This window comes from Pseudomonas baltica (assembly GCF_031880315.1).
In the GTDB taxonomy this organism is placed as follows: domain Bacteria; phylum Pseudomonadota; class Gammaproteobacteria; order Pseudomonadales; family Pseudomonadaceae; genus Aquipseudomonas.
In genome coordinates, this window is sequence record NZ_CP134771.1 from 5,139,829 (window position 1) to 5,166,621 (window position 26,793).

Genomic DNA, 26,793 nt, shown 5'->3' on the forward strand with positions numbered 1-26,793 from the left:
ACTGGTAGTCCTGATCCTTCTGGTAATGACGGCGGGCTTGAGCCTGTTGGCGACCGAGTCAGGCAGCCGCTGGGTGCTGGCGCGGGTCCCGGGCCTGACGCTGGACAACTTCAACGGTCGGCTGGCTGGTGCCTGGCGCGCCGATCGGCTGGCATGGGAACAGCCTGGCCAGCAGGTGCAATTGCTCGACGTCGATTTTGCCTGGTCCCCCACTTGCCTGCTGCGCATGACCCTGTGCCTGGATCGCGTGCACGTGGAGAAGGTCATGCTGCAGTTCGCCTCAAGCACCGGTGCCGAAAGCAGTAACGAGCCTGTGCAACTGCCCGATGTGAAATTGCCGGTCAGTCTGGAACTGGGCGATATCCAGATCGGCAGCGTGCAACTGGACGGCGCCGATCAGGTCCAGAATCTGCAACTGGCCGCCCACTGGGACGCCCAGGGATTACAGATCGACAGCCTCAAGGCCCAACGCGACGCCATCGCGCTCGACCTGCACGGGCAGCTGCAGCCGGGTAGCCAGTGGCCCCTGACAGTGGACGGCACGGTGCAACTCCCTGCAGTCGATGGCAAGCCTTGGCAACTGGCGCTGAACGTCCAGGGCGACCTGCTGCGGACTTTGCAAATCAAGGGCCGCAGCAGTGGCTACCTGGATGCCGATGTCAGTGGCCAGCTGCAGCCGCTGGCCAGTCAATTGCCTGCTCGGTTGCAGATCGCCAGTCATGTGTTCAAAGCGGGCGACGCTTTACCGGACACCCTGGTGCTCAACGGCTTGCAACTTGATGCCAAGGGTGACCTGCAGGCGGGTTATCAGATTGACGGCAGTGCCAGCCTGCCGGCCGAGCAGGGGCCTGTAGCGCTGCAACTGCGCGGCCGTGTCGACGCCAAGGGCGCGGATATTGCCGGTTTGAGTCTGACGGCAAGCCCCGATCAACGGTTAGCGGTCAGTGGCCACCTCGATTGGCAGCAGGGCCTGGCCGCCGATGCCAAGATCGAGTGGCAGGATTTCCCGTGGCATCGCCTGTATCCACAGGTGAGCGAACCTGCTGTCAGCCTGCAGCGCTTCACGGGTGAGGTGTCCTATCAAGATGGCAATTATCTGGGCAACTTCTCTTCGGCGCTCAAGGGACCTGCCGGGGATTTCACTGTGGTCAGCCCGTTCAGCGGCAACCTGCGCCAGGTCTTCCTGCCACAGCTGAGTGTGCAAGCCGGTCAAGGCAAGGCCGAGGGCCATCTCAATCTGCAGTTCGCTCAAGGCATCGGCTGGGACACCGCACTGGACTTGAGCGCGCTCGATCCGGCTTATTGGGTGGCGCAATTACCCGGCACCCTGGCCGGTCCGCTGCGCAGCAAAGGTCAATTCAACGATGGCCACTTGCAGGCTCAGGCTGACATCGACCTCAAGGGCCGTTTGCGCGGCCAACCGGCGGCATTGCAAGCCAAGGTCGAAGGGGCGGGCGAGCAGTGGACCCTCGGCGCGCTCGAAGTACGCCTGGGTGATAACAAGATCAACGGCAGCGCCAGTCTCCAGCAGCGCCTGGCCGGGCGCATTGACCTCGATCTACCGCGCTTGGGGCAACTCTGGCCGGACTTGCAAGGGCGAATCAAAGGTCGCATCGACGTTGCGGGTACTCTGGCAGCCCCCCAAGGGCAAGTATCGCTGCAGGGCCAGCAGCTCGGTCTGGCCGACAACCATCTGCAGGCGCTCGATCTGCAAGCCCGCCTGGATGCCGCCCAACGGGCCAATCTCGAGTTCACCGCCAGTGGTATTGAAGCCGGCGATACGGCGCTCGGTACGTTGACCGCAAAAGGGCAGGGGACCCTGCAAAAACAGCAGTTGCAGCTTGACCTCAAAGGCCCGCAATTAGTGCTGGCGCTGGGCCTGGACGGCGGCCTGGATCGCGGCAATTGGCGCGGGCGCCTGGCCAGTGGTGATATCCAGGCCGGTGGCCAGAACTGGCGCCTGCAAAACCCGGCGACCCTGCAGCGTCTGGCCAACGGCCAGATCGACTTCGGTGCGCATTGCTGGCTGTCCGGCAAAGCCAGCCTGTGCGGCGAAGACCAGCGCCTGGCCCCCGAGCCGCGTTTGCGTTATCACCTCAAGCAGTTCCCGCTCGACAGCCTGGCCCAGTGGTTGCCCAAGGATCTTGGCTGGAATGGCCAGCTCAATGCCGATGTGCAACTCGATTTGCCTGCCAGTGGCCCCAAGGGCCGGGTCACGGTAGACGCCAGTGGCGGTACCTTGCGGATTCGCGACAACGGCCAGTGGCTTGATTTTCCATATCAAGCCTTGCGGCTGGACAGCAACCTGAGCCCGCGACGAGTGGATGCTCAGGTCAAATTCCAGGGCGGCAAGTTGGGTGATCTGCAGCTTGATGCCCAGATCGACCCGGTGGCCAGGGACAAGCCGCTGTCGGGCAGCTTCAGCCTGCAAGGGCTCGATCTCTCGGTGGCGCGGCCTTTCGTGCCGATGGTCGAGCGGCTCAATGGGCACTTGCAGGGCAATGGTCGGCTCGGCGGTAGCCTGCTGGCGCCGCAGGTCAATGGCGAGGTCGATCTGCGCGATGGCGAAGTGGCTGGCGGGCAGCTACCGGTCAGCCTGCAGGCCTTGCAGTTGCAGGCGCGGATTGCCGGCGAAAGCGTGCAACTGAACGGTAACTGGAAGAGCGGCGACAAGGGGCAAGGCAGCCTGGGTGGAACCATCGACTGGGCCCAAGGGTTGGCGGTGAACGTCGATCTCAAGGGCACCGGCCTGCCAGTAACGGTGGAGCCTTATGCGACTCTCGAAGTCACGCCGGCGCTCAACGTGCATATGAGTGGCGGTCGCCTGGCGGTTTCGGGCAACGTCGCCATTCCCAAGGGCAGTATCCTGGTACGCGAGTTGCCACCCTCAACGGTCAAGGTGTCGGACGATGCGATCATAGTCGGCACTCAGACGCAGGAGGGCAAGGCGCCCCTGGCGATCGCCATGGATATCAATGTCGATGTCGGCCAGGACAAACTCACCTTCAATGGTTTCGGCCTCAGCGCCAACCTGGTCGGGCGCGTGCACATCGGCGACAACCTCGACACCCGCGGTGAGCTCAACCTCAAGGACGGCCGTTATGCCGCCTATGGCCAACGCCTGACCATCCGCCGGGCCCGGTTGTTCTTTGCCGGGCCTCTCGATCAGCCCTATCTGGACATCGAGGCGATCCGTCAGGTCGATGATGTGATTGCTGGCATTCGCTTGACCGGCAGTGCCGAGCAGCCCACCAGTGAAGTCTTCGCGGAACCGGCGATGAGTCAGGAGCAGGCGTTGTCCTATCTGGTACTGGGTCGGCCCCTGAGCACCACGGGTGAAGATAACAACTTGCTGGCGCAAGCGGCGCTGGGCCTGGGGCTGGCGGGCAGTTCGTCATTGACGGGGTCGGTGGCCAAGGACCTGGGTATCCAGGATTTCCAGCTCGACACTACCGGCAGCGGCACCACCACCAACGTCGTGGCCAGCGGCAAGATCACCGATAAGCTCAGCTTGCGCTATGGGGTGGGTGTTTTCGAACCGGCCAACACCATCGCGTTGCGCTACCTGTTGAGCAAGAAGGTCTATCTGGAGGTGGCCAGCGGCGTGGCCAGCTCGTTGGACATTTTCTACAAACGCGATTTCTAGCGTCACGCCCGTGTGCCTGAAGCGCTGCTGGGCAGCGCTCCAGGCGCGGCATTATCTGGTCACGGTATCCATGCGACGAATGTTGCCGATCTGGCGCAGGCTCAGCCCGTATTTGTCGGCCAGCGCTGTGCGCGAGCATCCGCGCATGCTGTCTTCATGGATCTGCTGATTGCGAAGTTGACGGGCGAAATGATCGGCCTTGGGGATTTCCAGCGAGGCACCGGCGAAGCGGTTGATCAGCGCGCGCAACGATTTGGGCGGTAGCGATTTGGCCAGCTTGGTGCGTTCGGCGTGCTTGGGGATGTACTTGGGGCGCCCGCCGAACAGCCGGGTAAGGCGGTAGGCCTGTTCGACACCGAGGCAATCCACCAAGGCTTGCAGGGATTTCGGCAGGTGAGTGACGTCGATACGTTTCAAGTCTTCGATGTTCATGGGACTTCCTTGTACAGCAGCAGAAAAATGAAAGTTGAGTCTTGGGCAAGACGCATTCTTTCCCAGCACTGCAGCTGGCTCTAGGTAACAAGGTCGTCGTATAGCGGGGATGTTTCTGATTGATCTGTAGGGGATTTTCCTTGGCGCTGTAGGGCGAATCTGCAGCAGTCGGCTCGACACCACTGAATGCCTGCAACCCGCGCCGAATGGGCTGCGCAGCCTAACGGAATGGCGGCATCTAGCAAAGTCTTGTGACATTCCCGTCGCCGATCTGGCAAAAAAACGGCGGGCTCATCAGGAGCCCGCCGTCTTGGTTTTTATCGTCCCTGGAAACCTGGGCCGCCGCCAGGTCCGTGGCCGCCGCCACCACCGCCGCCGCCATAGCCGCCACCGCCACCACCGCCGTGACCGCCACCACCACCGCCTGGTGGCATGAATATCCAGCACCCACTCAACGTGAGGGTCAGTAGAATAGGAATCAACATTGTGATTCGACGAAGCATCTGCAAGTCCTCATGTTCGTAAAGGCGCCTGTGCCAAATCGGCTTCCGGCGCTGTAACATGTGACCGCATAATCGCCTTGGCATCCCGCGCACTGGGTATGCAGTTGGTGAGAGGGTTGATACAGACTCGATACAAACGCAATCAGGAACCGGTAATGACTCAGTCCCAACGCATCAAATACTCCCTGTTGATCGCCGTGGCCACGCTGGCCATCATGCTCGGGTTGTCCTATCTGCAAGCCCATGGCGTGATCACTGAAAAGGCCTTTCAGTACCTCGCCATGGGTGTCGCCGTGGTGGTCGTGATCATCAATGGGGTCATGCGCCGCAAAGTCATTCGTTCCTGAGACGGCCGTTCACGGTGCTTTCATTTGCAGCAAGGCCTCGGCGTCGGCACTCAGGCAGTAGTGCTTGTCGATATCGAGGAGGATCACGCCATCACTGCCCAGGCGCTTGAGCACCTCGCGCACGCTCAGGAATGATGAGCTCACGCCATGGGCATCCAGGTAACTGTGCACGCCACGTACGCCGATCTTGAGTTGGTTGCGGTGGGCATCGAGCAGGGCATCGAGCACCTTCAAGCGAATCAGGCTGGTGCGCAGGCCAAAGTGCTTGAGCAGCGCCTTGATGCCATCGTAATCCACCCGCTCGACCGACGAGCCTTCCTCGCTGCTGCGTGAGCGGCGCTGCAGCGTTCTGCGCTGTGAGCGGTCGATGGCGGGAGAGCCGAGGTTGTGCATGCGAATGCTCCTTTTCAGTCAGTCCGGAAAACAGTCTCTCTAGACAAGACGAACGAAACGGCGAAATCCACACCCTTGTGCAAAAAAAGATGTGGATCGGCTGGTTTGATTGCGCTCGCGGCATGCGTTATATCCGGCCGCTACGGGCGCCCGGGCTGGCTTCGGGACAGCAGCGTTATCAGCAGCGCAACTGAATCTGCATTGGCGAGGATGATACGCTGACGCACCGCATCGTTGTGCATGAAAGCCTGTCGAGCGTCCTGCAGGTTTTTCTGCTTGCTGGTTTTGAGCACGAGACTGAAAGCCGGGCCATCGGCATCGGTGATGTCACGTCTGACACCGTTGTCCAGCACGGTAAAGAGCTCGGCTGTCGGCGTTTGGGCATTGAGTGCCTGATTCTGCGCCTTGGCGATGGTCTGCAGCAACGCCTGACCGTTGGGGCCCGTCGCGTCGATCATGTCCAGATAGGGCGCCGAGGCTTCCAGGTAGGCGATGTCTTCGGTGCCACTGACAATGTGTGAAAGTTCGTGAATCAACGAGGTCGCGCGAAAGTGCGAAGGGATGTCGAAGCTGCGCTGGCTACGCCGCACGGCACCGCGCAAGACCGGCGGTATATCGAAAAACGTATCGGTGAGGAAGATTCGGCGGCGCACATCCTTCGGGTCGGTGGAGGCGACGATAAACGACACCCCTGGCTTGTTGAGGCCGAATACATAGCGGGGCGAAGTCTGTGTATCCATGCTGGCATCCATCAGTTCGGCCAAGATCTGGCCGGTCGCGCGCCTGACGTCATTGACCAACTTTGCCGGCACCGTGGTCAGCGAAAAGAATTGCTTGAGTACCTCCTGGCTGGTGCTCGGTATGCTTGACTGCCCTGGCGCGACATTCAGGGCGTCCATGCAGCGTTCGAGATAACGCTGCGCCCTGGCATGGGCGCGGACAAGTTTTTTGGCATTGCCGGGATAATACCGATGCATGTCCGCCATGCCTGAGGCCTGGGTGATGAACACCGCATCGATTTCGCGCTGCAGTGTTCGCTGGTCGTTCTGGTTGCTCCACGCACAGCCACCCCCCGCCAGGCCTTGGCGTATTTCCATCTCCCAATGGCCTTGGGCAGTGCGGCGCAGCGGTGGCCCCTCGCGGTGATCATCGACGATCGTCAAGCGGCCCTCAAGTTTGCGCACCTGATACACCTTACCGGCGACGGCGGCGTAGCGTTTTGCGGTCACCGCGTCGAGATAGATGCCGGCGGTGGAGTCGGTCTGCAGTGATCCAAGGGTAATATCGGTTGCTACGAATTCCTGCAGGCGCACCTTCAATTCGGGCGGAATATCATTGAAACGCCATGAAAACTCGGTATCGACGTCGGAGACTGTGTTCGCCAGCAAGGCGTCGGTACCTAGTCGCTGCCGGCGGGACGTGCGCTGCGCGATCAGGCTCACTATGGCGGCGCTGAACTGCGACATGGCTTGCCCCCATTCATGCTGGGCCAACGCTGTGGCCGAGCCCCTGATCCACTGCGCACTTTGCCAAGCGCATAACACCAGGGCGACCCGGCCATTGGCAAATGACAACCCGGTTGCGACCAGTTGTTTCAACAGGCCGGCGGTGACCGCATAATCCCGTTGCTCGCTGGTAACGATCTGGCTTCTGGCCAGGCGCAGCAAATACGCTAGCGAATCCTTGAACAGGTAATCGACGACATTGCCGGCGACGGGCTGATAGGTGAGGCGCGTTTGGGCGGGACGTGGCATGGGGTGTTCGAAATCCGGGCCGGTGCTGGTCTCGAACCGTGGCACCGTGAGGCCGCCGTGGCTGTATCGCGAGCGCACGGCACCGTCGATTCGCTGCAGCACCAGATCCTGTAAATCACCGCTGCCACGCATTTTTTCCATGAGATCTGGCTCGTCACGATACTCGCGAAACACGAAGCCGGTGTGGAAGGTGGCGAGCAATACCAGCGGGCCGGACGTCTGCGCGGCGTTACCGAGTAGATAGACCCCGGCGACCCGGTCAGGAGCCACGTGGTCGGCAGCCAGCAGGCACAGGGGACGAATGACGTAGTTATCGCCTGGTGGCGCCTGGCGAGCCAGCGGGTCGGGCATGTCCAGGAGGGCTTCGATGAGCGTGTAGGCCTGGATACTGAGTTCGCCTTTGAGTTTTGCCTCGATCGCGGCATCCAGCAGGGTCAGCGGGATGTGTCGATGGAAGAGCGTACGCCGCTGGGCGTAGTCGGCATCGCCCGGCAGGAATTTGTTTTCCAGTTGGCTCAAGTAGTGCCTGCCTATGTCCAGGCGCTGCGCCAGTTCGGTGACATAGTCGGGTGTCAGCCCTGCGGGGACCGGCGTCTGGCCGCGCAGGCTGATCTTGATCGGGATGCCTGGCGCTGCCATGGCGCGGTGCAGCGCGTATTCGGCCAGCGACAGATCGAGCGCAGGAAAACTGACGCCCCCGGCGCCGCTGATCAGGCCTTCGGCCGCGGCGCTGAAGTAGAATCCGGACTTGAATTTTTCCGCTACTTGCACGCGAATCTGACCGACCTCCAGCTTTGCCGAGGGAAAGCTCAGGGTCAAGGCCGCTTGCAGATGTTCGGTGGCGTAACCGATGGCCGACTGGATGCCGAACAGGTAGTGTGACTCGCGTGTTTGGCTGAATGTGAGACGCTGCAGGTTGTCCAGGTAAAGTTTGACGTCGGTGCTGCTGGCATTACGAATCCAGGAGGGGATCAACTGTTTCAGGTGATCGCTGTACAGGGTGCTGGCTATTTCATCGAGCTGGTAGTCGAGCCCTAGTGGGGCGGCACATCGATCAACATACGCAAGCCACAACGCACCGGGGTAGCGAGTCTTGCGTGCTCGATTGAAGGCCCCCTCGGCGGTGAATATCTGCCGGGTCTCGTCGCTGCGTTGCAGGTATCGGGCATAGTCAGCCTCTTCGACGAATGTCTCGATCTGCAGGGGCTGTTGCGGCTCGCTCTGCAGGTTGCCCGACAATGCCGGGTGGAATCGCTCGGCGATCAGCGTCAGCCAGCCAGCCTGTGTTTGCGGGGCCCGCAACAGGCTTAACAACTCGGCCTTGCAGTCGGCCAGCGAATCGAACGCCACCGCGCCCATGAGGTGTGAGCACAGCACTACCCGGCCTTCTGGCTCCAGGCCGAGGCTGAGGACAATGACATTGCTCAGAGGAATCGCGAAAGCATTACCGGGCAAGCGCAGGTTGACGCGGTTAACCTCGATTCGTTGGTCCCCGAGCGCAAAGCGCATGGCGCGCTTCGGACGGTCCACCACCTGCCTGAGCCAGGTCCTGACCCATGCGTTGGCTTGATCGGCCTCGTCGCCCATGGTCAATTCTTCGCGCAACAGGGCCTGGCGAATCTGCAGGCTTTCGCCATGGGCATCGATCTGTGTGGCACCCACCCGTTGCGGGTAATTGTTGAAACGATGAAATTGCCCGACCCAGGCATTCTTTGCGCCTTTGGCCACATTATCGAGCAGACGATTGAGCAGGTGTGCGTCCAACCGTTCGATGACGCATTCGTCGTCATCGGTGATCACACAGTCGTCAGGCAATACGGTGGCGGGGCTCCGGGCCAATCGACCCAGTACCAGGGTCAGCAGTGTTTCGCGCGCACGGTCGTCGCCTGCGGGCGCTGACGAATCAGATACCCAGATGGATTCGGCCCGCAGCCAGGGGGGACCGAGCATGGCCAGTTGCAAATCGATCTGGTGGTTCAGACAGCGCTTGAGGTCAGGCTGGGAGGCGCGAATTTCACTGAACCGGGTCTGCAGTGCGAACACTCGCAGGTAGGCAGCGGATGCTGGCGTCGTGGCGCGCGGCGTCGAGGTCGTAGAGACCTTACTGGCCCACCGGGATGATTGGCGCAGTTGCAGCAAGGCGGGCGCCAACAGGCCGCGGATATCCAAGGCGTCATCCAGGCTGGCCGTAACTTCATCAGGGGCAGTGCCGCGCTGCGCTATGGCCAGTGCCAGATTGCTTTGCTGGGTGGTGACGATCGAGCGCAGGCGCTCGACGAACACCGGTTCAGTAATGTGGACGAGCCGAACTTCGATGTTTTTCATGACATTCAACGGCGCCAGGTTCTGACCGCCGATGGCTTCGTCGAGTAATACCTTTTGCGCCGGGTCGGTGAGCCAGGTGCTCAATGCCTGTGCATCGGCACAGTGCAGCAGGCCGACACGGGCACTGAACAGGAACAACGCTGTGCTGGCCGGATTACTGTCGGTCAGGGCAAAGGTGCCGGCGAGCTCTATGCTCGCCAGCGCTCCGGAATGCAAGGCGATCCGGTGGGCGCGCAGAGGTGTCGCGCTGTTCACCGGGTTGGCACGCAACAAGCTGCGCAACCAAATCAGGCTGACAGTATCAATCGTTTGCTCGTGCGCGCCCTGCAGTAGGGCCACGTAGTAGTGGTGCGCCAGTGCCCGGGCGGCCTGTTGCAGGCGAGATCGGCCCTGGCTGTCCTCAGTCGCCCAGAAATTGCCGAGGGCATCTGCAAAAGAGGTGTTGAGACGGTTGATCGAAAAGCTGAAGGCATCGTCGAACGCGTTCTGACGCTCCGTCGACAACAGCTCGCCCTGCGGGTCGACCAACCGGGTGCGGGTGTCATGGGGCGACGGTACAGCGCAGAAATCGTCGAGTGCGACGTCCACGAGTCGGCGCGTCTGCCGCACATCGGTGGCGTCTTGCAGCGCAGTGACCTGATAGACCCAACTGTCAGGTTCGCTGTCCAGCGTCGCAGCGAGCCTGGTCAGGTCGCTGTGCAGACTGTCCTGAAGGACCCCGCGCAGACCGGGCAGTCGCAATAAGGTAGCGTCCCAGCCTTGGAGCAAGCCTTGCTGGCGGCTGAGGAAATTTTCCATCCAGTAGTCGAAAGGTGAGCTGGACAGCAGCTCGGCGCTGACCTGTTGGTCGTCACCTTCGCCATAGCGTTCGATCAACGCCAGATCGAGCAGATGACGGTCGGCGAACCGCTCGACCGCGCAGAGTGGCAAGCACAGGTAGACCGTTGTGATCGCTATGTCGGTATGGCTGATCATCAAGGCATCGGCGAATTCATGGCAGGTCCAGCCGGGAGCGCTCAGGCGATCGATGCGTAGCGGCGGCGACGTTTGCCAGGGCGTCTGGCAGAGCGCCGCGAGGATCTGGGCTTCGTTGATGGACAGTTCGTTGGTTTGGCGTGCATGGGCCAATTGGCGTGCGAAGGCGTTGCGCAGCGAGTGGGCGTGGAAGCAGGGCAGGGTGGTGGTCATGTTCGCGGCTCCTGGCGACGGGGAGTGGCCGACGCTGGGCCACGGAGCCTGGGAGCATAGGGTTGCCAGCAGGTGGCGCTGCGCTAGATATTGCTAGTGGATTGACAGCCCGGCTGTGGCCAGGAATTAATGGCAGCCGGTACATCCAACGGGAGGGACGAGCCATGTCGCAGACAAGCCACGCTGCAGATGCATCGACGGTGCATCTTTCGTTCGTCGAGTTGACCGCGCTGCTGCAGCGGATTTTCGAGCGTCATGGCACCCGCCCTGAGGTGGCGCAATGCCTGGCGTTCAACTGCGCCAGCGCGCAACGCGATGCGGCGCACAGCCATGGCGTCTTTCGTATTCCGGGTTACCTGTCGACCTTGGCCAGCGGCTGGGTGGATGGCAAGGCCGTACCGGTGGTCGAGGACATCGCCAGCGGTTTCGTTGGTGTCGACGCCGCCAACGGCTTCGCCCAGCCGGCATTGGCCGCTGCGCGCGGGCTGCTGATCGACAAGGTGCGCAGCGCCGGGATTGCCGTGCTGGCGATCCGTAATTCCCATCACTTTGCCGCGCTGTGGCCCGATGTCGAGCCCTTCGCCCGTGAGGGGCTGGTGGCGTTGAGCGTGGTCAACAGCATGACCTGCGTGGTGCCGCACGGCGCCAGGAAGCCGGTGTTCGGCACCAATCCGATAGCATTCGCTGCCCCTTGTCACGGTCGTGATCCGATCGTTTTCGACATGGCCACCAGCGCCCTGGCCCATGGCGATGTGCAGATCGCCGCGCGCGACGGTCATGAGGTCCCGCCCGGCAGCGGCGTCGATCGTTTGGGTCATCCGACTCAGGACCCTGAAGCCATTCTCGACGGTGGCGCGTTGCTGCCCTTCGGCGGCCACAAGGGCTCGGCCTTGTCGATGATGATCGAACTGCTGGCGGCCGCCCTCACCGGCGGGCATTTCTCTTTCGAGTTCGATTGGTCTGGCCACCCAGGCGCGAGGACGCCCTGGACCGGGCAGCTGATCATCGTCATTGATCCAGATAAAAGCCGGGGCGCACCTTTCGCTCAGCGCAGTGAAGTCCTGGTCAAACAGATGGAGGCAGCTGGGTTGACGCGAATGGCGGGGGATCGACGCTATGCGGCGCGTGCTCGAGCTGAAGTGGAGGGTATTGCCTTGCGTGCCAGCGAGCTGCGCGATCTTGAAGGGTTCTTGTAACGGCGCTTGCTGCATGCAGCGAGAGGCAGGCCCCTCACTGCATCACTGGATCAGCGGCGACCCAGCAGCAGGCCGACGACCAGGCCAAACCCGGCCGAAACCGCCACGGTCTGCCACGGATGGCCACCGATGTAGGTCTGGGTCGCTTCGATGACCGGCTGCGCTCGCTCGCGGGCTCCGCTGACTGATTCACGGGCCTGCTTGAGCTTCTGCGACACCTGTTCACGCAGGCTGTCCGCCTCTTCGCCCACCAGAGACGCACCGTCCTTGAGGAGTTTTTCGGACTCTTCGATCAGCGATGCCAGCTCGCTGAACGCTTGGTCCTTGATTTGATCTTCGGCTACCTGAGCAGCAGTCTTGCGAGCCATCTGGATACTCCTTGATAAATATATGGCAACAGGCTGTTGAGTCCTGTCGGTCTGGAAAGTTGCAGTGGGTTTGCAGCAAACCCAGGTTCGGGGTGTAAAATGCTCCCCACTTTTTCACCCCGGCAGCGAGCACGAGCGATGAGTTTCAATCTGGCCAACAAGTCCTTTGCCGAGCGGGCAATGATCGAAGACGAGAAGGCACGTCTTTATGAACTCTGGCAGCAGAACATCGGCCGCGCCAAGGGCGATGCAGCCCGACTGATCGCCGAAAAACCACGGCGCAAAGGCCGGTGGTCGGAGTGGGTCAGGGCCGAACTGGACGCCATGTCGCCGCCCGAATACGCCAACATGGTCAAAAGCGAAGTGAACAAGCTGATGGCGGCGGCCAAATAATTCAAGCGTTGCCTGAGCGTTTCAGGGCACCTGCCCCAGGGTGCCCAGGTCGATCACACCGCTTTCCTTGAAACGTACCGTGCCAAACAATCCCCCCGCCAGTTTCCCCCGTACCACGTAGGGCAGGCCTTGCAGCCCCTGACTTTGGCTTAGCCCCAGCGCCTGACGCAACGCCGAAAAAGCCGATACGCTGACCGGGACGGTCAATACCGCCTCTGAAAAACGCCCGATCGAGCCGTGCTGGTCGCTCACACCCGACGCCAGACCGCGGCCGTTGATGTCCAGATCCAAGGCCACACCGTCGTAATCGATGACATTGTCATTGGGATTCTGCAGGCGCAGCTTTACTGCCAGGCGCAACTCGAGATCCTGTGAGGGCAATGGTTCGAACCCGACTACGCTGATGTTGACCGGATCGCGCTGGGGCAATAATGCGCAAGCGCTCAGGGTCAATAGCAAAGTGGCCGTGAGGCAGGTGCGCAGCATTGAAGGCATGATGTTCTCTTGGGCGGCAGATGAAATTCGCGAAGGGTGGCGGTGACTCGCTACCTAACTGCGACCACTTCTGGCATAAGGGGTTCGGCAGATTGGGTGTTGTCGTTCGCTGCACTGATGTCACAGCTGGAAACACCTGAGTCGGTCTGTTTGCTTCCATTCGATGCCATGGCTTCTATGCTTGCCCAGACAACCGCAATCAACCTTACCGCAAGGACCGTTGTTCATGAGTGTCGTGGCTCGCTGTATCTTTCTATGGCTGCTGATCGCAGCTCCCTGGAGCCTGGCCCAGGCGGCCACGGGCGGCATCGACTGGCTGGCCGCCAACGATCAGGCCAATCCGTACAGCAGCCCCATTCGGCGTATCAACCCGAACTCCCTGCAAGGTACCGAGCCGCTCGCACCGCAGTCGCCTGCCCAGCGCCAGCAGATCAACCCGCGACCCCCTACGCTGCAAAACGGTGGCGTAGGCAACGGCCAGAATTTACGGCCGACGCCAAAGGCTCCGCAGCTCGAACCCATTCATCCTCCCCGTCCCATTACGCCTTGAACGCCGCGAGATGCAAAAGGAATCCTCGATGACCCCAACAAAAATGCTGGCCAGCCTCTGCGCCGTCGCCTGTTTCACCCTGCCACTGCTGGCCAGCGCCGGGCCCGTGCATGAATCCCCCAGCGAAAACGGCAAGCTCACCGTCGAAACGGTGGCCGAGGGGCTGCACTTCCCGTGGGCAGTGGCTTTCCTGCCTGACAACAAGGGCATGCTGGTGACCGAACGTCTGGGTTACCTGCGGGTGGTGACGGCAGATGGCAAGGTATCAAAGGCCATTCATGGCACGCCCAAGGTCTGGGAGAAGGAGCAGGGCGGCTTGTTGGACGTGGCCCTGTCGCCCAGCTTTGCCGAGGATCGCCTGGTCTATCTCTCCTACGCCGAAGGGGGCGGGCCCAACGGTGGTGCCGGTACCACCGTTGGCCGCGGCAAGCTGTCGGCCGACCTGACCCGTCTTGAAGACTTTCAGGTGATCTTCCGCCAAGAGCCAAAACTGTCCATGGGTAACCATTTCGGTTCACGGCTGGTGTTCGACAACGACGGCTATCTGTTCATCGCCCTGGGCGAGAACAACAAGCGCTCCACCGCGCAGGATCTGTCCAAGCTGCAAGGCAAGGTGGTGCGCATATTCCCGGACGGCAAGATTCCGCCGGACAACCCCTTCGTCGGCCAGCCGGGTGTGCGCCCGGAAATCTGGACCTACGGCCATCGCAATCAGCAGGGTGCGGCGCTCAATCCCTGGACCGGTACCCTCTGGACCAACGAGCACGGCCCGCGGGGCGGTGACGAGATCAACATCATCGAGAAGGGCAAGAACTACGGTTGGCCGATTACCACCCATGGCATCGACTACACCGGCCAGCCGATTCCCGAGTCCCGTGGCAAGACCGCTGATGGCGTTGCCGGGCCGCACCATGTGTGGCTCAAGTCGCCCGGTATCAGCGGCATGACGTTCTATAGCGCCGATCGCTTCAAGGCCTGGGATCATGACGTGTTCATCGGTGCGTTGGTCAGCAAGCAGTTGCTGCGCCTGCACTTCGATGGCGACAAGGCCGTGCACGAGGAGCGCTTGTTGACACCGCTCAAGGCGCGCATCCGCGATGTGCGCCAAGGGCCCGATGGCTACCTTTACGTGCTCACTGACGAGCCCGACGGCCAGTTGCTCAAGCTCGGCCTGAAATGACCTGACAGCAAGGAGAGCTGGCCAACCCATGCGCCAAGTGGGTGCTGGCTCTCCCTACAACAGTCTGATCGGCGTACCCGCATGCCAGGCCAATACGTCCTCGATCATGTGCTCGAAAAACTGCCGGTAGTTGTTCTGTGTGACATAGCCGATATGCGGCGTGGCCAGCAGGTTAGGCAGGCTGCGCAACGGGTGGTCGGCGGGCAGGGGCTCCCGTGCGAACACGTCGAGGGCCGCGCCCGCCAGGCGTTGGTGTTGCAGGGCGTCAATCAACGCCTGCTCGTCGACGATCGGCCCTCGCGAAGTGTTGATCAACAACGCGGTCGGCTTCATCCAGCCCAGCGCCTGGGCGTTCACCAGGCCCTGGCTGCGTGGGCTGAGGACCAGATGTACTGTGAGGATGTCGGCCTGTTCGAACAGCTGCTGTTTGCTGACCCATGTCACGCCAGCCTCGCTGGCGCGGGCTTCGGTGAGGTTTTCGCTCCAGGCGATCACGCGCATGCCGAATGCCTTGGCGTAACCGGCGACTTTCTGGCCAATGCTGCCCAGGCCCAGGATACCCAAGGTCTTGCCGTACAGGTCGCCGCCCAGCCCGACCTGCCAACCGCCGCTGCGCAGGGAATTGGCCTCGGCTACCAGGTTGCGCTGCAACGCCATCAGCAGCGCCCAAGTCAGCTCCGGGGCGGCATGCTTGTAGCTGTCGCTGCCACACACCAGCACGCCACGTTCACGGGCTGCGTTCAGGTCCAGCGCGGCATTGCGCATACCGCCAGTGGCCAGCAGTTTCAGGCGTGGCAAGCCGTCGATCAGCGCCTTGTCGAACACGGTGCGCTCGCGCATCACGCAGATCACGTCGAAGTCCTTCAGGCGCTCGATCAAGACGGCCGTCGCGGCCGGGTAATCGTGCACGAACACAAGCTCGCCCAATGCCTGCAGGGGCGCCCAGTTCACTACCTGGCTGGCGACGGCCTGCCAGTCATCCAGCACCGCAATGCGCAATGCGCTCATCGAGTTTGCTCCTGATCGATATCATTGGGTCTGCTTCAATTGGTACTTCCCAGCCAGCTCAGCAAAGCCTGGTGAAACTGTGCGGGTTGTTCCATTTGTGGTGCATGGCCCAAGCCCGGGAACTCCACCAGGGTGCTGTGGGGAATCATCTGCGCCACCTGTTTGCCCAGCACATTGTAGTGACCGATGCGCGCCTTGACGTCGGCTGGCGCAATGTCGCTGCCGATCGCCGTGGTGTCGGCATCGCCGATCAACAGCAGGGTCGGCATCTTCAGGTCCTTGAACTCGTAGACCACCGGCTGGGTGAAGATCATGTCGTAGATCAGCGCCGAGTTCCATGCCACCACGTTGTGCCCCGGGCCCTGGTTGAGGCCGGCGAGCATGGTCACCCAACGGTCGTATTCGGGCTTCCAGCTGCCGGCGTAATACGTGTGCTGCTCGTACTTGCGAATGCTCTGGGCATCGAGCTTGGTCTCGCGGTCGAACCATTGGTCGACCGTGCGATAAGGTACGCCCAGGGCTTTCCAGTCTTCCAGGCCGATAGGGTTGACCAGCGCCAGGCGCTCGACCTCGGAGGGGTAGAGCAGCGCGTAGCGAGTGGCGAGCATGCCACCGGTGGAGTGGCCAAGGATAGTCGCTTCCTTGACTCCCAGATCATTGAGCAATTCATGGGTGTTGTCAGCCAGTTGCTGGAAGCTGTACTGGTAGTGCTCGGGCTTGCTGGAGGTGCAGAAGCCGATCTGGTCCGGTGCGACGACCCGGTAACCGGCGTCGGTAAGTGCCTTGATCGAGCTTTCCCAGGTCGCCGCGCAGAAGTTCTTGCCGTGCAGCAATACCACGGTGTGACCGTTGGCTTTGCCGTTGGCGGCGACGTCCATGTAACCCATTTGCAAGCTGTTGCCCTGCGACTCGAAGGTGAAGTGTTTCAAGGTGTAGGGGTAGTCGAAGCCTTGGAGTTCAGGCCCGTAGGTGGGAGCGGTTTCGGCGGCCATCGCACTGGTGCCCATCAGGCAGGACAGCAGCAGGGCGGAAAAACGGTACATGGTCGATTCCTCGGGGTCGTTCATCGGGGCGGCGTTGCAGCCACAGACCTTGAGTGGGCGCTACGGTTGCATGGCCCACTGACTTTTGCCCGGCAGCCCCCTAAGATGGCGCAGTGACACGGGCCCGCTATCAGCCGGACAATGCCTGGCCGCAGTTGCCCACAATAAGACATCGAACAAGGTAAGACCATGGCACAGCGGGACAGCATTTCCATGCAGATGGTGCGTGAAGCGCTGCTGCAAAGCGGTTTGTCGAGCGCTGAGGTGGTGCCGATGCTGACCAGCGCCGGGGTCGACCCGCAACAGTTGCAGCAGATCGACGCCCGGGTGTCGGCGCGTGCCTATGCGCGGTTGTGGCGCCTGTTGGCGCGGCGCCTGGACGATGAATTCTTCGCCATGGACCCACGCCCGCTGCGCAGCGGCAGCCTGGCGTTCATCTGCCGTGGCGCCATCGCCCAGCCAACCGTGGCGCACGGTCTGGAATCGATGCTGACGTTTCTGTCGTTGATGCTCGATCGCTTCGCCGCGCGCCTGACCCGCCACCAGGGGCTGGTGGAAATCGTCATCCACGACGTCGCGGCGCCGCCTGTGCGCGCCTTTGCCTGCTTCACGTTCTGGATGATCGTGCACGGTGTGCTCTGCTGGCTGGCCGGGCGACGTATTCCGATCCTCACCCTGGACCTGCGTAGCGCAGCGCCGGATGACTGTGGGGATTATCAGGTGATGTTTTCCGAGCACCTGCGTTTCGCCCAGCCGCGTACCCGGATGATGTTCGCCGATGAATGCCTGGACCTGCCGATCCGCCGCAGCGAGGCCGATCTGCAACGGTTTTTGGCGCGGGCCCCGGGTAATATCCTGGTCAAATACCGCGATCCCGACAGTTTCGCCCAGCGCGTCAAAGCCCAATTGCGCGCCCAGGCACCCGCGCTGTGGCCCGAGACTGACACCCTGGCGCAGCAGTGGTGCATGTCGCCCGCCACTCTGCGACGGCGGCTGGCCGATGAAGAGCAAACCTATCAACGCCTCAAGGACACGGTGCGCAAGGAGCTCGCGGTGGCCGCAATGGCCGATGCCCGGCTGAGTTTTGCCGATATCGCCCAGACGCTCGGGTTTGCCGACACCAGTTCGTTCTACAAGGCGTTTCGCAAGTGGTCCGGTGCCAATCCGGGCCAGTATCGGCAGTTGATCCTCGGCGCCAACGGCCAAACCGCTCAGGCTGATTGAGTGTTTTGACCATTGCCGGTGGCTACCTTGCGGGGGGATAGTTTTCTCCATTCAAGCAAGGAGCAGGGCCCCATGCACATCGACAGCCAACGATTCCTGGTCACTGGCGCCGCCTCCGGCCTCGGCGCGGCCACCGCCACTTTGCTGGCCGAGGCCGGCGCTCGGGTGATGCTGGTCGACCTCAACGCCGAGGGCCTGGCGCAACGGGTGCAGGCCCTGGGCAGCCAGACGCGCTACAGCGTGGCGGATATCTGCGTGGAGGCCGATGCTCAGGCTGCCATCGATGCTGCCACCGAAGCCTTCGGTGGCCTGGACGGGCTGATCAACTGCGCGGGCATCGTCAGTGGCGGCAAGATTCTCGGCAAACGCGGCGCCCATGATCTGGCGACCTTCGCCAAGGTCATCAACGTCAATCTGATCGGTAGCTTCAATATGTTGCGCCTGGCCGCCGAAGCCATGGCCCGCAATACGCCGAACGCCGAGGGCGAACGCGGGGTGATCATCAATACCGCTTCGGTAGCGGCCTATGATGGTCAGGTCGGCCAGTCTGCCTACGCGGCTTCCAAGGGCGCCATCGCCAGCCTGACCTTGCCGGCCGCGCGGGAGCTGGCGGCCCAAGGTATCAGGGTCATGACCATCGCCCCAGGAATCTTCGAGACACCGATGATGGCTGGCATGACCGAAGAGGTCCGCAGCGCCTTGGCCGCTGATGTACCTTTCCCGCCACGCTTGGGGCGCCCGGAAGAATATGCCGCATTGGTGCGACATATTCTCGAGAACTCTATGCTCAATGGTGAAGTCATCCGCCTTGATGGCGCGTTACGAATGGCCGCACGTTGATACGTGCAGCTCGCAGCTGCCGTCAATGCAATAAGGAACCCATAATGACAATAAGCAATGATCCAGTGGTCATCGTCAGTACCGCTCGCACCCCGATGGGCGGTTTCCAGGGCGACCTGGCCAGCCTCAGCGCGACGCAGCTGGGCGCTGCGGCGATACGGGCGAGCGTCGAGCGGGCCGATATCAACGCGGACAGCGTCGACGAAGTGCTGATGGGCTGCGTGCTGCCTGCGGGCCTCGGCCAGGCACCGGCGCGTCAGGCCGCTCTGGGGGCGGGGCTAAGCCAAGGCACGCCGTGCACCACGCTCAACAAAATGTGTGGTTCCGGCATGCAGGCCGCCATTCTCGGCCACGACCTGCTGTCGGCTGGCAGCGCGCGGCGGGTCATTGTCGGCGGCATGGAAAGCATGTCCAATGCGCCGTACCTGCTGGACCGCGCTCGCTCGGGTTATCGCATGGGTCATGGCCGAGTCATCGACCACATGTTTCTCGATGGCCTGGAGGATGCCTACGACAAGGGCCGGCTGATGGGCACCTTCGCCGAGGACTGCGCCCAGGCCAATGATTTCAGCCGCAGCGTGCAGGATGACTACGCAATCACCTCGCTCAAGCGTGCGCAGCAGGCGATCGAGCAAGGCTGGTTTCGCTCGCAGATCGTTCCGGTAGAAGTCACTCTCAACAAGCAGCAACGCTTGATCACCGACGACGAGCAACCGCCCAAGGCCCGTCTAGACAAGATACCCACGCTCAAGCCGGCCTTTCGCGAGGGCGGCACGGTGACCGCTGCCAATTCCAGTTCGATCTCCGATGGCGCGGCGGCCTTGCTGCTGATGCGCCGTTCCGAGGCCGAAGCGGCAGGCTTGCGGGCGCTGGCTATCATTCATGGGCATGCGGCCTTCGCCGCTGCGCCGGGGCTGTTCCCGCAAGCGCCGGTGGGTGCCATAGAGAAACTCATGCAGCGCACCGGCTGGCGTCTGGACGATGTCGATCTGTTTGAAATCAACGAAGCCTTCGCCGTGGTCGCGCTGGTGACCATGGCCCGGCTCGGCCTGCCTCACGACAAAGTCAATGTGCACGGCGGCGCCTGCGCACTTGGGCACCCGATAGGCGCCTCAGGGGCGCGCATCCTGGTGACCTTGCTGGCGGCGTTGCGCCAACGCGGTGTGCGCCGCGGCGTCGCTGCCATCTGCATCGGCGGCGGCGAAGCCACGGCCATGGCCCTCGAATCTCTGGAGTAAAACCATGCTACCTGACGAACAACAACGACAAATTCGCGATGCGGCCCGAGATTTCGCCCAGGAGCGCCTGCGGCCCTTCGCGGCTGAGTGGGACCGCGAGCACCGTTTTCCCCATGAAGCCATCGCCGAAATGGGTCAGCTCGGCTTCTTCGGCATGCTGGTGCCTGAAGAGTGGGGCGGCTGTGATACCGGCTATGTCGCCTATGCCATGGCCATCGAGGAAATCGCCGCCGGTGACGGCTCGTGCTCGACCATCATGAGCGTGCACAACTCGGTGGGCTGCGTGCCGATCCTGCGCTTTGGCAGCGATGCGCAAAAGCAGCGTTGGCTCGAGCCCCTGGCCAGTGGAGCCATGCTCGGCGGCTTTGCCCTGACCGAGCCCCAGGCCGGTTCCGATGCCAGCAGCCTCAAGTGCCGCGCGCGCCGCGAGGGTGAGTATTACATCCTCAATGGCGCCAAGCAGTTCATCACCTCCGGCAAGAACGCTGGCATGGTCATCGTCTTTGCGGTCACCGATCCGGCGGCAGGCAAGCGCGGCATCAGTGCCTTTCTGGTGCCCACCGACACCCCCGGTTACCAGGTGGTGCGGGTCGAGCACAAGCTTGGCTTGCATGCCTCGGACACCTGCCAGATCCAACTCGACGAACTGCGCATTCCGGTAGAGAACCGCCTGGGCGAGGAGGGCGAGGGCTATCGTATCGCCCTTGCCAACCTTGAAGGCGGACGTATCGGCATCGCTGCCCAGGCGGTCGGCATGGCCCGTGCGGCCTTTGAGGTGGCGCGCGACTATGCCCGCGAGCGCGAAAGCTTCGGCAAGCCCTTGATCGAGCATCAGGCGGTGGCTTTTCGCCTCGCCGATATGCTGACCCAGATCAGCGTGGCGCGGCAGATGGTCTACCATGCCGCCAGCCTGCGCGATGCCGGCGAGCCGGCGCTGGCAGAGGCGTCGATGGCCAAGCTGTTCGCGTCGGAGATGGCCGAGACAGTCTGTTCCCAGGCGTTGCAGACCCTCGGCGGTTATGGCTATCTCAATGACTTCCCTCTGGAGCGCATCTATCGTGATGTGCGGATTTGCCAGATCTACGAGGGCACCAGCGATATCCAGCGCCTGGTGATTGCCCGCAACCTGTAACTGCCAAGGAGTTCTCGACCGTGTCCTATCAAAGCATCCTGCTCGAAACCCGTGACCGCGTGGCGCTGATTACCCTCAATCGCCCCGAAGCCCTCAATGCCCTCAATGGCCAGATGGTCAGCGAGCTCAATCATGCCCTCGACGTGTTGCATGCCGACGCCGGCATTGGCTGCATCGTGCTCACTGGCTCGGCCAAGGCGTTTGCCGCAGGAGCGGATATCAAGGAGATGGCCGAGCGCACTTATCCACAGATCTATCTGGATGATCTGTTCGTCGAGGCCGATCGTGTGGCCAACCGGCGCAAGCCGATCATCGCCGCCGTTTCAGGTTTTGCCTTGGGGGGCGGCTGCGAGCTGGCGATGATGTGCGACTTCATCCTGGCCGCCGATACGGCCCGTTTCGGTCAGCCGGAAATCAAGCTCGGGGTCTTGCCTGGCATGGGCGGCACCCAGCGCCTGACCCGTGCGATCGGCAAGGCCAAGGCGATGGAGCTGTGTCTCACCGGGCGCTTGATGGGGGCCGAAGAGGCCGAACGCGCCGGGCTGGTAGCGCGGATCGTGCCTCAGGCCGAGCTATTGGAGGAGGCGCTCAAGGTCGCTGCCAGCATCGCGGAAAAATCCCTGCCAGTGGCGATGATGGTCAAAGAGAGCGTCGAGCGCGCCTTCGAGGTCAGTCTGAGTGAAGGGATTCGTTTCGAACGCCGAGTGTTCCACGCGGCGTTTGCGACCGAGGATCAGAAAGAAGGCATGGCGGCGTTCGTCGCCAAGCGCGAGCCGCAGTTCAAGCATCGTTGAGGCCGTGACGCTGGGATGTTCTCGCGGGCGCCTTCGCGGGCAAGCCTTGCTGCCACAGGTTGCACAGTTCCAATTTGTCGGAGCAAGGCTTGCCCGCGAAGAGGCGGTAAGGAGCGCTGATCACCTGACGGCGATCACTCCACCCGCAGTTCGATCGTCTCGCTCAGGCAGTAGCCGAACCCGCGTAACGTCTGCAGCGCATGGGGCGCATTGAGTTGCCCGAGCTTGCGGCGAAGATTGCAGATATGCCGCTCGATCAGCGTGCTGCGGCTTGAATCATTGCTGCCCCACACCGCTTGCTCGATGGCGTCACGGCTGATGGCGCCGTTTTGCCGGGCCAGCAGGATCAGCAGGCGCTGTTCGGTGACCGTCACGGCCACCACGCCACCGTCCCTGCCGCGTCCCAGCAACAAGCGGCTGTTGGATAGCCACAGTTGCTCGGTGGCAGCGCTGGTGTCGCTGCGATGATCGCGGCTGAGGGCTTCCATTCGGGCCTGCAGCTCGAGCAGGCTCAGCGGCCGTGACAGGCACATGTCGGCCCCGGCGCGCAGGGTTTCGATACGGGCCTGGCGATCACTGTCGGTCAACAGCACCAACAGCTCCGCTGCGCCGCGATGAGCGACGCACAGCGCCAGTAATTCCGGCCGCAGCTCTACCAGGTCGAGCAGAATAAAGGCATAGCCACCGCCCTTCAGCGCGCGCTCGGCATCCACCGGCTCCGCAGCAGTGACCCGTTGGCCTTCACTGCACAGACCGTGGAGCAACTGCGCGTCCCGTTGTTGCGCGATATACAGCAGGTTCGTGTTCATACCAGCGCCTTGGTCTGCCGACACAACAAGGTCAAACGCGCGCCCCCTTCAGGGCTGGCGCCGACGTCCAGAGTGAATCCATGCAAATTGACGATGGCTGCGACGATCGACAGCCCGAGACCGAAGCCGCTCTGGTTGCTGCTATCGTCACTGCGGTAGAAGCGCTGGAAGATTGCCTCGCGCTCGGAGGCCGGAATCCCCGGGCCGGTGTCCTCGACATCGATGCGTGTAGCACCCTGTTCGACACTCGCCCGTACCGTGACCACGCCGCCCTTGGGGGTGAACTTGATCGAGTTGCTCAGCAGGTTGCCGATGGCTTCGAACAGCAACGCCCGGTCGCCATGCAGCTGGGGCACCGAATTGGGCAGTTGCAGTTCCAGCGTCAATTCACCTTCCTCGGCCAGGGGCAGATAAAAGTCGTGCAGCTCCTGTAACAGTGCCAGGGGATCGAGCTGGACGAAGCCTGAGCGGCGCCGGTGATCCTCGATCTCCGAAATGCGCAGCAAGCCGCGAAAACGGGCCATCAAGGTGTCGGTTTCGCTGATCACCTCGTCGAGCTGTTCGCCCAATTGCGGGTCCCGGTCGTTTTGCTGCTTGATCCGATAGATCTGCGCACGCAGTCTGGTCAGAGGGGTGCGCAGGTCGTGGGCGATGTTGTCGCACACGCCCTTGACCTCCATCATCAGCCGTTCGATACGGTCGAGCATGGTGTTGACGATGGCGGCCAGGCGATCCAGTTCGTCGCGCCGGTCCGACAGCGGCAAGCGCTGGGTCAGGTCACCGGCGACGATGGCATCGGCGCTGTCCTGAATCGCACGGATACGCCGCAGCGGCCGGCGCCGCAGGAAGTGGAAGGCCAGCGCTCCAGGAATGATGGTCAGCGACATGCCCCACAGCAATGCATGGAGAATGATGCGGGTGACGGCGAACAACGAGCCGTTGTCACGCACCAGCACCAACCAGCGACCGTCACGGGTCGGCATGGCCACTGCGTCGCAGGCGTCGTCAGGTATGTTGTCGTTGTCCGAGTCGATGCACTTGTCCAGCTCATAGATCTGCCCGTCGAGCGGCAGGCCTTTAGGGATACGCAACAGCTCGCCCGCCAGGGGATTGAGGCGATCGTCGAACAGGCCATAGGCGTCGAAGGCGCGGTCGTCGAAGGTCGAACTGGCGGCCAGCGCATCTTCCAGATCACGGCCCTGAAAGCGCGAGAACAGCTGTTCGCGCTGCATCAGCGAATGCCGTGCGAGGCTGTCCAGGTAGGTGAACACCTCGTAGTACATGACGCCCATGAGGATGCTCCCCCAGGCCACGAACAGAAAACTGTAGAGCGCCAGCAGCCGGCTGCTGGAGGAGCGCCAACCCTCAGAGGGGTTCGGCAATGACATAGCCAGAACCTCGAACGGTCTTGATCAGAGGCACGGTGCCGGCGGGGTCGATTTTCTTGCGCAGGCGGCCGATATGCACGTCGATGAGGTTGGTACCCGGATCGAAGTGGTAACCCCAGACTTCCTCGAAAATCATCATGCGAGTGAGGATCTGGCCAGCGTTACGCATCAGGAATTCGAGCAGCTTGTATTCGGTGGGCAACAAATTCAGCGATTGCTCGCCACGTTTGGCTTCGCGGCTGATCAGGTCGAGTTCCAGGTCGGCGACCTTCAGACCGTTGCTCGGCGCTGCCGTGGTGCTGTTGCGGCGCAGCAGGACTTCAACACGTGCGGCCATTTCGTCGGAGGCGAATGGCTTGGTCAGGTAATCGTCGCCACCGGCACGCAGGCCGCGGACACGTTCGTCGACATCTGACAGGGCGCTGATCATCAGGATAGGCGTGGAGACGCCGATCGTGCGCAGGGTGGTGACGATCGCCAGACCGTCGAGTTCCGGCAGCATGCGGTCCAGGGTGATGACGTCATAGACGCCACTGACCGCTTTGACCAGTCCTTCACGGCCATTGTCGACCCAGTCGACCTGCAGGCCATGGCTACTGAGTTCTGCCACGATTTCCCTGGCAGTTACGGCATCGTCTTCGATGGTCAATACGCGCGTCATGGTGTGATCTACCCAGAGGTTTCGGCTTTAGACACAATCATTGTGCCAACAAATACTGCATGACATTCTGAAGATTGTTTCATATTGACGGCTGAGGCCAAGTGATGCTAGCCCCGATCCCAGGGTTCTGCCGTTCACGGTTATGTATCTGTTTGTATCCTTGACGTTACCCGATAGTGCTCAAGACCTGCGCCGCAAAGCCGATGGACTGTCCGCTAGAACTCTTTTTCCACTCTAGGGATGAACCCACTATGGTCAGCGTTTCGCTCAGCTCCAGTCAGAGTCTATCGACCCTGGCGCTCACCACTACCGCCAAGGCCAAGGCTGCGGCAGAAGACACTACCGCCAGCACCGATGCCACTGCCACATCGTCGACCACAGCGACCGCTGGCGCCAGCGCTGCTACCAAGACTTCCGCCGGCGCGGGCACAGGTGGGTCTGGTGACTCTTCCAGCACCGATACCACCAGCGATACCGTCAAGCAGCTAAAGCAGCAGATCGCTCAGTTGCAAAAGCAGTTGCAACAAGAGCAGCAGGCCCTGCAAAAGGCTCAGTCCAGCACCCAGAGCGCAGAAGCCAAGGCCGCAGCCGTCGCCCAGGCATCGGCTCAGGTGAGCAGTGTTTCAAGCGAGCTGCAAACCGCCAATGCCGCTTTGTTGCAAGCGTTGACGGACGAAGGCAGTAGCACGTCGGGCACATCGGTCAGCACCACTGCCTGATGTGTCCTTGTGGCGAGGGGCTGGTCCGCGACGAATCTGCCAGGCGCATACAGGGCGTCAGGTAAATAGGTTTCGCGGGCAAGGCCCCCGTGACAGTGAGCGGGCACGCCTGCATCGATCAGCTAGGCTTAGGGCTTCACCTGCCTGGAGGTTCCGATGCTTGCACCTGCTCAGCCTGCCAACGAGTATCAGCGCATTGCGACACTGCGTTCGCTGCAGATTCTCGACACGCCCCCGCAAGAGCGTTTCGACCGCCTGACACGCCTGGCGCGGCGACTGTTCGATGTGCCTATCGCCTTGATCAGCCTGGTCGACAGCAACCGTCAGTGGTTCAAGTCCTGTTCCGGCCTGGGCGTCAGCGAGACCCCGCGAGAAGTGTCCTTCTGTGGCCATGCCATCCTCAATGATCAGATACTGCTGATCCCCGATGCCGGTAGCGATGAGCGTTTTGCCGATAATCCGCTGGTCACCGGTGCCCCCAATATTCGCTTCTATGCGGGCTGTCCGCTGAAAGTCGGTGACGGCAGCAACGTCGGAACCCTGTGCCTGATCGACACCCGCCCGCGCACCCTGGACGCCGAGGAGCGCGAGTTGTTCAAGGACCTGGCGAGCATGGCCGTGCAGGAAATCGAAGCTGTGCGCATCGCTACCATCGATCACCTGACGCACATTGCCAACCGGCGCGGTTTCGAAACCCTGGCTGCGCATTCCTTGAGTATCTGCAAGCGCATGGACACCCCGGCATCGCTGCTGTTTTTCGATCTGAATCAGTTCAAGACGATCAACGAGCGCTTCGGTCCCGGTGAGGGCGATCGCGCTCTGGTGACCTTTTCCGAGGTGCTGGCCTCGGTGGTGCGTGAGATGGACACCATCGGTCGGCTTGGCGCTGACCAGTTCGTCGCGCTGCTGATGGGCTCGGCAGAGCCGGACAGCCGTTTGATCATCGAGCGTTTTCGCGCTGCGCTGGCGGCCCGGAACGAGCATGAGAGGCGGGGTTACGAGATCTGTTGCAGCATGGGCATGACCGCGTATGACCCGGGCCGGCATGTCACCGTGCAAGCTCTGCTCGGTGAAGCCGACTCGGCGATGCTTCAGCAAAAACTGGCGTCACGCAGACGCAACCTCTAGCGAGAGGGCTTGCCCCTAGTTGTGGTTAACGGCCAAGGC

24 protein-coding genes are annotated in these 26,793 nt (G+C 62.0%); 13 read left to right on the top strand and 11 right to left on the bottom strand.

The genetic code is table 11. The annotated features are described in order from the left end of the window. The first annotated feature begins 25 nt into the window (after nucleotides 1-25). On the top strand, nucleotides 26-3,646 hold the full coding sequence (locus REH34_RS23185; RefSeq protein WP_311972141.1) for a translocation/assembly module TamB domain-containing protein: 3,621 nt from the start codon (nucleotides 26-28) through the stop codon (nucleotides 3,644-3,646). A gap of 51 nt (nucleotides 3,647-3,697) precedes the next feature. On the opposite strand, the gene REH34_RS23190 is transcribed toward REH34_RS23185, so the two are convergent. After that, nucleotides 3,698-4,078: a Mor transcription activator family protein gene (locus REH34_RS23190; RefSeq protein ID WP_226503581.1), complete on the bottom strand. Its 381-nt coding sequence runs from the start codon at nucleotides 4,076-4,078 to the stop codon at nucleotides 3,698-3,700. 317 nt (nucleotides 4,079-4,395) lie between these two features. Then, complete coding sequence (locus tag REH34_RS23195; RefSeq protein WP_226503713.1) at nucleotides 4,396-4,563, bottom strand: hypothetical protein; 168 nt, start codon at nucleotides 4,561-4,563, stop codon at nucleotides 4,396-4,398. A gap of 173 nt (nucleotides 4,564-4,736) precedes the next feature. On the opposite strand from REH34_RS23195, the gene REH34_RS23200 reads away from it, so the two are divergent. After that, complete coding sequence (locus REH34_RS23200; RefSeq protein WP_226503582.1) at nucleotides 4,737-4,928, top strand: hypothetical protein; 192 nt, start codon at nucleotides 4,737-4,739, stop codon at nucleotides 4,926-4,928. Between the two features lie 9 nt (nucleotides 4,929-4,937). Here REH34_RS23200 and REH34_RS23205 read toward each other — a convergent pair whose 3' ends face one another. Both REH34_RS23205 and REH34_RS23210 read right to left on the bottom strand, forming a co-directional pair. After that, on the bottom strand, nucleotides 4,938-5,321 hold the full coding sequence (locus REH34_RS23205; protein ID WP_311969281.1) for a fe2+ zn2+ uptake regulation protein: 384 nt from the start codon (nucleotides 5,319-5,321) through the stop codon (nucleotides 4,938-4,940). 140 nt (nucleotides 5,322-5,461) lie between these two features. After that, nucleotides 5,462-10,588: a dermonecrotic toxin domain-containing protein gene (locus REH34_RS23210; RefSeq protein ID WP_311969282.1), complete on the bottom strand. Its 5,127-nt coding sequence runs from the start codon at nucleotides 10,586-10,588 to the stop codon at nucleotides 5,462-5,464. A gap of 164 nt (nucleotides 10,589-10,752) precedes the next feature. On the opposite strand from REH34_RS23210, the gene REH34_RS23215 reads away from it, so the two are divergent. Further along, entirely contained in the window at nucleotides 10,753-11,784 is a 1,032-nt protein-coding gene (locus REH34_RS23215) for an Ldh family oxidoreductase (protein WP_311969283.1), read from the top strand. A 50-nt stretch (nucleotides 11,785-11,834) separates the two neighbouring features. Here the strand turns inward: REH34_RS23215 and REH34_RS23220 are convergent, their stop codons facing one another. Beyond that, nucleotides 11,835-12,152, bottom strand: a complete 318-nt coding sequence (locus REH34_RS23220) for a DUF883 family protein (protein WP_311969284.1) — start codon at nucleotides 12,150-12,152, stop codon at nucleotides 11,835-11,837. A 138-nt stretch (nucleotides 12,153-12,290) separates the two neighbouring features. Between REH34_RS23220 and REH34_RS23225 the strand changes: the two genes are divergently transcribed. After that, nucleotides 12,291-12,545 (top strand): hypothetical protein, encoded by a 255-nt coding sequence (locus tag REH34_RS23225; RefSeq protein WP_226503587.1) that lies wholly within the window; start codon nucleotides 12,291-12,293, stop codon nucleotides 12,543-12,545. Between the two features lie 21 nt (nucleotides 12,546-12,566). Here the strand turns inward: REH34_RS23225 and REH34_RS23230 are convergent, their stop codons facing one another. Beyond that, a complete protein-coding gene (locus tag REH34_RS23230; protein WP_226503702.1) occupies nucleotides 12,567-13,031 on the bottom strand; it encodes an LEA type 2 family protein in 465 nt (154 codons plus the stop codon). Nucleotides 13,032-13,266: 235 nt separating this feature from the next. Here REH34_RS23230 and REH34_RS23235 point away from each other — a divergent pair, with 235 nt between their 5' ends. Further along, nucleotides 13,267-13,590 (top strand): hypothetical protein, encoded by a 324-nt coding sequence (locus REH34_RS23235; protein WP_311969285.1) that lies wholly within the window; start codon nucleotides 13,267-13,269, stop codon nucleotides 13,588-13,590. A gap of 28 nt (nucleotides 13,591-13,618) precedes the next feature. Next, complete coding sequence (locus REH34_RS23240; RefSeq protein WP_311969286.1) at nucleotides 13,619-14,770, top strand: PQQ-dependent sugar dehydrogenase; 1,152 nt, start codon at nucleotides 13,619-13,621, stop codon at nucleotides 14,768-14,770. 54 nt (nucleotides 14,771-14,824) lie between these two features. On the opposite strand, the gene REH34_RS23245 is transcribed toward REH34_RS23240, so the two are convergent. Together REH34_RS23245 and REH34_RS23250 are read right to left on the bottom strand one after the other, a co-directional pair. Then, nucleotides 14,825-15,778 carry a D-2-hydroxyacid dehydrogenase family protein gene (locus REH34_RS23245; protein ID WP_311969287.1) on the bottom strand — a complete coding sequence of 318 codons (954 nt, stop codon included), beginning with the start codon at nucleotides 15,776-15,778 and terminating at the stop codon, nucleotides 14,825-14,827. A gap of 35 nt (nucleotides 15,779-15,813) precedes the next feature. After that, complete coding sequence (locus REH34_RS23250) at nucleotides 15,814-16,785, bottom strand: alpha/beta hydrolase (protein WP_311972142.1); 972 nt, start codon at nucleotides 16,783-16,785, stop codon at nucleotides 15,814-15,816. Nucleotides 16,786-17,010: 225 nt separating this feature from the next. Between REH34_RS23250 and REH34_RS23255 the strand changes: the two genes are divergently transcribed. The 5 genes from REH34_RS23255 (at nucleotide 17,011) to REH34_RS23275 (ending at nucleotide 22,049) form a co-directional block, all read left to right on the top strand. Further along, nucleotides 17,011-18,045 (top strand): AraC family transcriptional regulator ligand-binding domain-containing protein, encoded by a 1,035-nt coding sequence (locus REH34_RS23255; protein WP_311969288.1) that lies wholly within the window; start codon nucleotides 17,011-17,013, stop codon nucleotides 18,043-18,045. 72 nt (nucleotides 18,046-18,117) lie between these two features. Then, nucleotides 18,118-18,885 (top strand): SDR family NAD(P)-dependent oxidoreductase, encoded by a 768-nt coding sequence (locus REH34_RS23260; RefSeq protein WP_311969289.1) that lies wholly within the window; start codon nucleotides 18,118-18,120, stop codon nucleotides 18,883-18,885. A 44-nt stretch (nucleotides 18,886-18,929) separates the two neighbouring features. Further along, complete coding sequence (locus REH34_RS23265; RefSeq protein WP_311969290.1) at nucleotides 18,930-20,123, top strand: acetyl-CoA C-acyltransferase; 1,194 nt, start codon at nucleotides 18,930-18,932, stop codon at nucleotides 20,121-20,123. A 4-nt stretch (nucleotides 20,124-20,127) separates the two neighbouring features. Continuing rightward, nucleotides 20,128-21,255 (top strand): acyl-CoA dehydrogenase, encoded by a 1,128-nt coding sequence (locus REH34_RS23270; protein ID WP_226503594.1) that lies wholly within the window; start codon nucleotides 20,128-20,130, stop codon nucleotides 21,253-21,255. Between the two features lie 20 nt (nucleotides 21,256-21,275). Next, nucleotides 21,276-22,049: an enoyl-CoA hydratase gene (locus tag REH34_RS23275; RefSeq protein ID WP_226503595.1), complete on the top strand. Its 774-nt coding sequence runs from the start codon at nucleotides 21,276-21,278 to the stop codon at nucleotides 22,047-22,049. Between the two features lie 134 nt (nucleotides 22,050-22,183). Here REH34_RS23275 and REH34_RS23280 read toward each other — a convergent pair whose 3' ends face one another. From REH34_RS23280 to REH34_RS23290, 3 genes are read right to left on the bottom strand one after another with little or no spacing between them, the layout of a single operon-like run. After that, nucleotides 22,184-22,858, bottom strand: a complete 675-nt coding sequence (locus REH34_RS23280; protein ID WP_311969291.1) for a response regulator transcription factor — start codon at nucleotides 22,856-22,858, stop codon at nucleotides 22,184-22,186. Next, a complete protein-coding gene (locus REH34_RS23285; protein WP_311969292.1) occupies nucleotides 22,855-24,246 on the bottom strand; it encodes a HAMP domain-containing sensor histidine kinase in 1,392 nt (463 codons plus the stop codon). Before REH34_RS23285 ends, REH34_RS23280 begins: the two co-directional genes overlap by 4 nt. Next, nucleotides 24,224-24,907 (bottom strand): response regulator transcription factor, encoded by a 684-nt coding sequence (locus REH34_RS23290; protein WP_311969293.1) that lies wholly within the window; start codon nucleotides 24,905-24,907, stop codon nucleotides 24,224-24,226. The genes REH34_RS23285 and REH34_RS23290 overlap by 23 nt, the downstream gene beginning before the upstream one ends. Nucleotides 24,908-25,158: 251 nt before the next feature. Here REH34_RS23290 and REH34_RS23295 point away from each other — a divergent pair, with 251 nt between their 5' ends. Together REH34_RS23295 and REH34_RS23300 are read left to right on the top strand one after the other, a co-directional pair. After that, nucleotides 25,159-25,626 carry a hypothetical protein gene (locus REH34_RS23295; protein ID WP_311969294.1) on the top strand — a complete coding sequence of 156 codons (468 nt, stop codon included), beginning with the start codon at nucleotides 25,159-25,161 and terminating at the stop codon, nucleotides 25,624-25,626. Between the two features lie 156 nt (nucleotides 25,627-25,782). Then, complete coding sequence (locus REH34_RS23300; protein ID WP_226503600.1) at nucleotides 25,783-26,754, top strand: sensor domain-containing diguanylate cyclase; 972 nt, start codon at nucleotides 25,783-25,785, stop codon at nucleotides 26,752-26,754. The last annotated feature ends 39 nt before the right edge of the window (nucleotides 26,755-26,793 follow it).

Excerpts from the sequence above, each read along its gene's own strand:
- REH34_RS23185 (WP_311972141.1), top strand. The coding sequence starts at position 26 with ATGACGGCGGGCTTGAGCCTGTTGGCGACCGAGTCAGGCAGCCGCTGG.
- REH34_RS23190 (WP_226503581.1), bottom strand. The coding sequence starts at position 4,078 with ATGAACATCGAAGACTTGAAACGTATCGACGTCACTCACCTGCCGAAA.
- REH34_RS23195 (WP_226503713.1), bottom strand. The coding sequence starts at position 4,563 with ATGTTGATTCCTATTCTACTGACCCTCACGTTGAGTGGGTGCTGGATA.
- REH34_RS23200 (WP_226503582.1), top strand. The coding sequence starts at position 4,737 with ATGACTCAGTCCCAACGCATCAAATACTCCCTGTTGATCGCCGTGGCC.
- REH34_RS23205 (WP_311969281.1), bottom strand. The coding sequence starts at position 5,321 with ATGCACAACCTCGGCTCTCCCGCCATCGACCGCTCACAGCGCAGAACG.
- REH34_RS23210 (WP_311969282.1), bottom strand. The coding sequence starts at position 10,588 with ATGACCACCACCCTGCCCTGCTTCCACGCCCACTCGCTGCGCAACGCC.
- REH34_RS23215 (WP_311969283.1), top strand. The coding sequence starts at position 10,753 with ATGTCGCAGACAAGCCACGCTGCAGATGCATCGACGGTGCATCTTTCG.
- REH34_RS23220 (WP_311969284.1), bottom strand. The coding sequence starts at position 12,152 with ATGGCTCGCAAGACTGCTGCTCAGGTAGCCGAAGATCAAATCAAGGAC.
- REH34_RS23225 (WP_226503587.1), top strand. The coding sequence starts at position 12,291 with ATGAGTTTCAATCTGGCCAACAAGTCCTTTGCCGAGCGGGCAATGATC.
- REH34_RS23230 (WP_226503702.1), bottom strand. The coding sequence starts at position 13,031 with ATGCTGCGCACCTGCCTCACGGCCACTTTGCTATTGACCCTGAGCGCT.
- REH34_RS23235 (WP_311969285.1), top strand. The coding sequence starts at position 13,267 with ATGAGTGTCGTGGCTCGCTGTATCTTTCTATGGCTGCTGATCGCAGCT.
- REH34_RS23240 (WP_311969286.1), top strand. The coding sequence starts at position 13,619 with ATGACCCCAACAAAAATGCTGGCCAGCCTCTGCGCCGTCGCCTGTTTC.
- REH34_RS23245 (WP_311969287.1), bottom strand. The coding sequence starts at position 15,778 with ATGAGCGCATTGCGCATTGCGGTGCTGGATGACTGGCAGGCCGTCGCC.
- REH34_RS23250 (WP_311972142.1), bottom strand. The coding sequence starts at position 16,785 with ATGGGCACCAGTGCGATGGCCGCCGAAACCGCTCCCACCTACGGGCCT.
- REH34_RS23255 (WP_311969288.1), top strand. The coding sequence starts at position 17,011 with ATGGCACAGCGGGACAGCATTTCCATGCAGATGGTGCGTGAAGCGCTG.
- REH34_RS23260 (WP_311969289.1), top strand. The coding sequence starts at position 18,118 with ATGCACATCGACAGCCAACGATTCCTGGTCACTGGCGCCGCCTCCGGC.
- REH34_RS23265 (WP_311969290.1), top strand. The coding sequence starts at position 18,930 with ATGACAATAAGCAATGATCCAGTGGTCATCGTCAGTACCGCTCGCACC.
- REH34_RS23270 (WP_226503594.1), top strand. The coding sequence starts at position 20,128 with ATGCTACCTGACGAACAACAACGACAAATTCGCGATGCGGCCCGAGAT.
- REH34_RS23280 (WP_311969291.1), bottom strand. The coding sequence starts at position 22,858 with ATGAACACGAACCTGCTGTATATCGCGCAACAACGGGACGCGCAGTTG.
- REH34_RS23285 (WP_311969292.1), bottom strand. The coding sequence starts at position 24,246 with ATGTCATTGCCGAACCCCTCTGAGGGTTGGCGCTCCTCCAGCAGCCGG.
- REH34_RS23290 (WP_311969293.1), bottom strand. The coding sequence starts at position 24,907 with ATGACGCGCGTATTGACCATCGAAGACGATGCCGTAACTGCCAGGGAA.
- REH34_RS23295 (WP_311969294.1), top strand. The coding sequence starts at position 25,159 with ATGGTCAGCGTTTCGCTCAGCTCCAGTCAGAGTCTATCGACCCTGGCG.
- REH34_RS23300 (WP_226503600.1), top strand. The coding sequence starts at position 25,783 with ATGCTTGCACCTGCTCAGCCTGCCAACGAGTATCAGCGCATTGCGACA.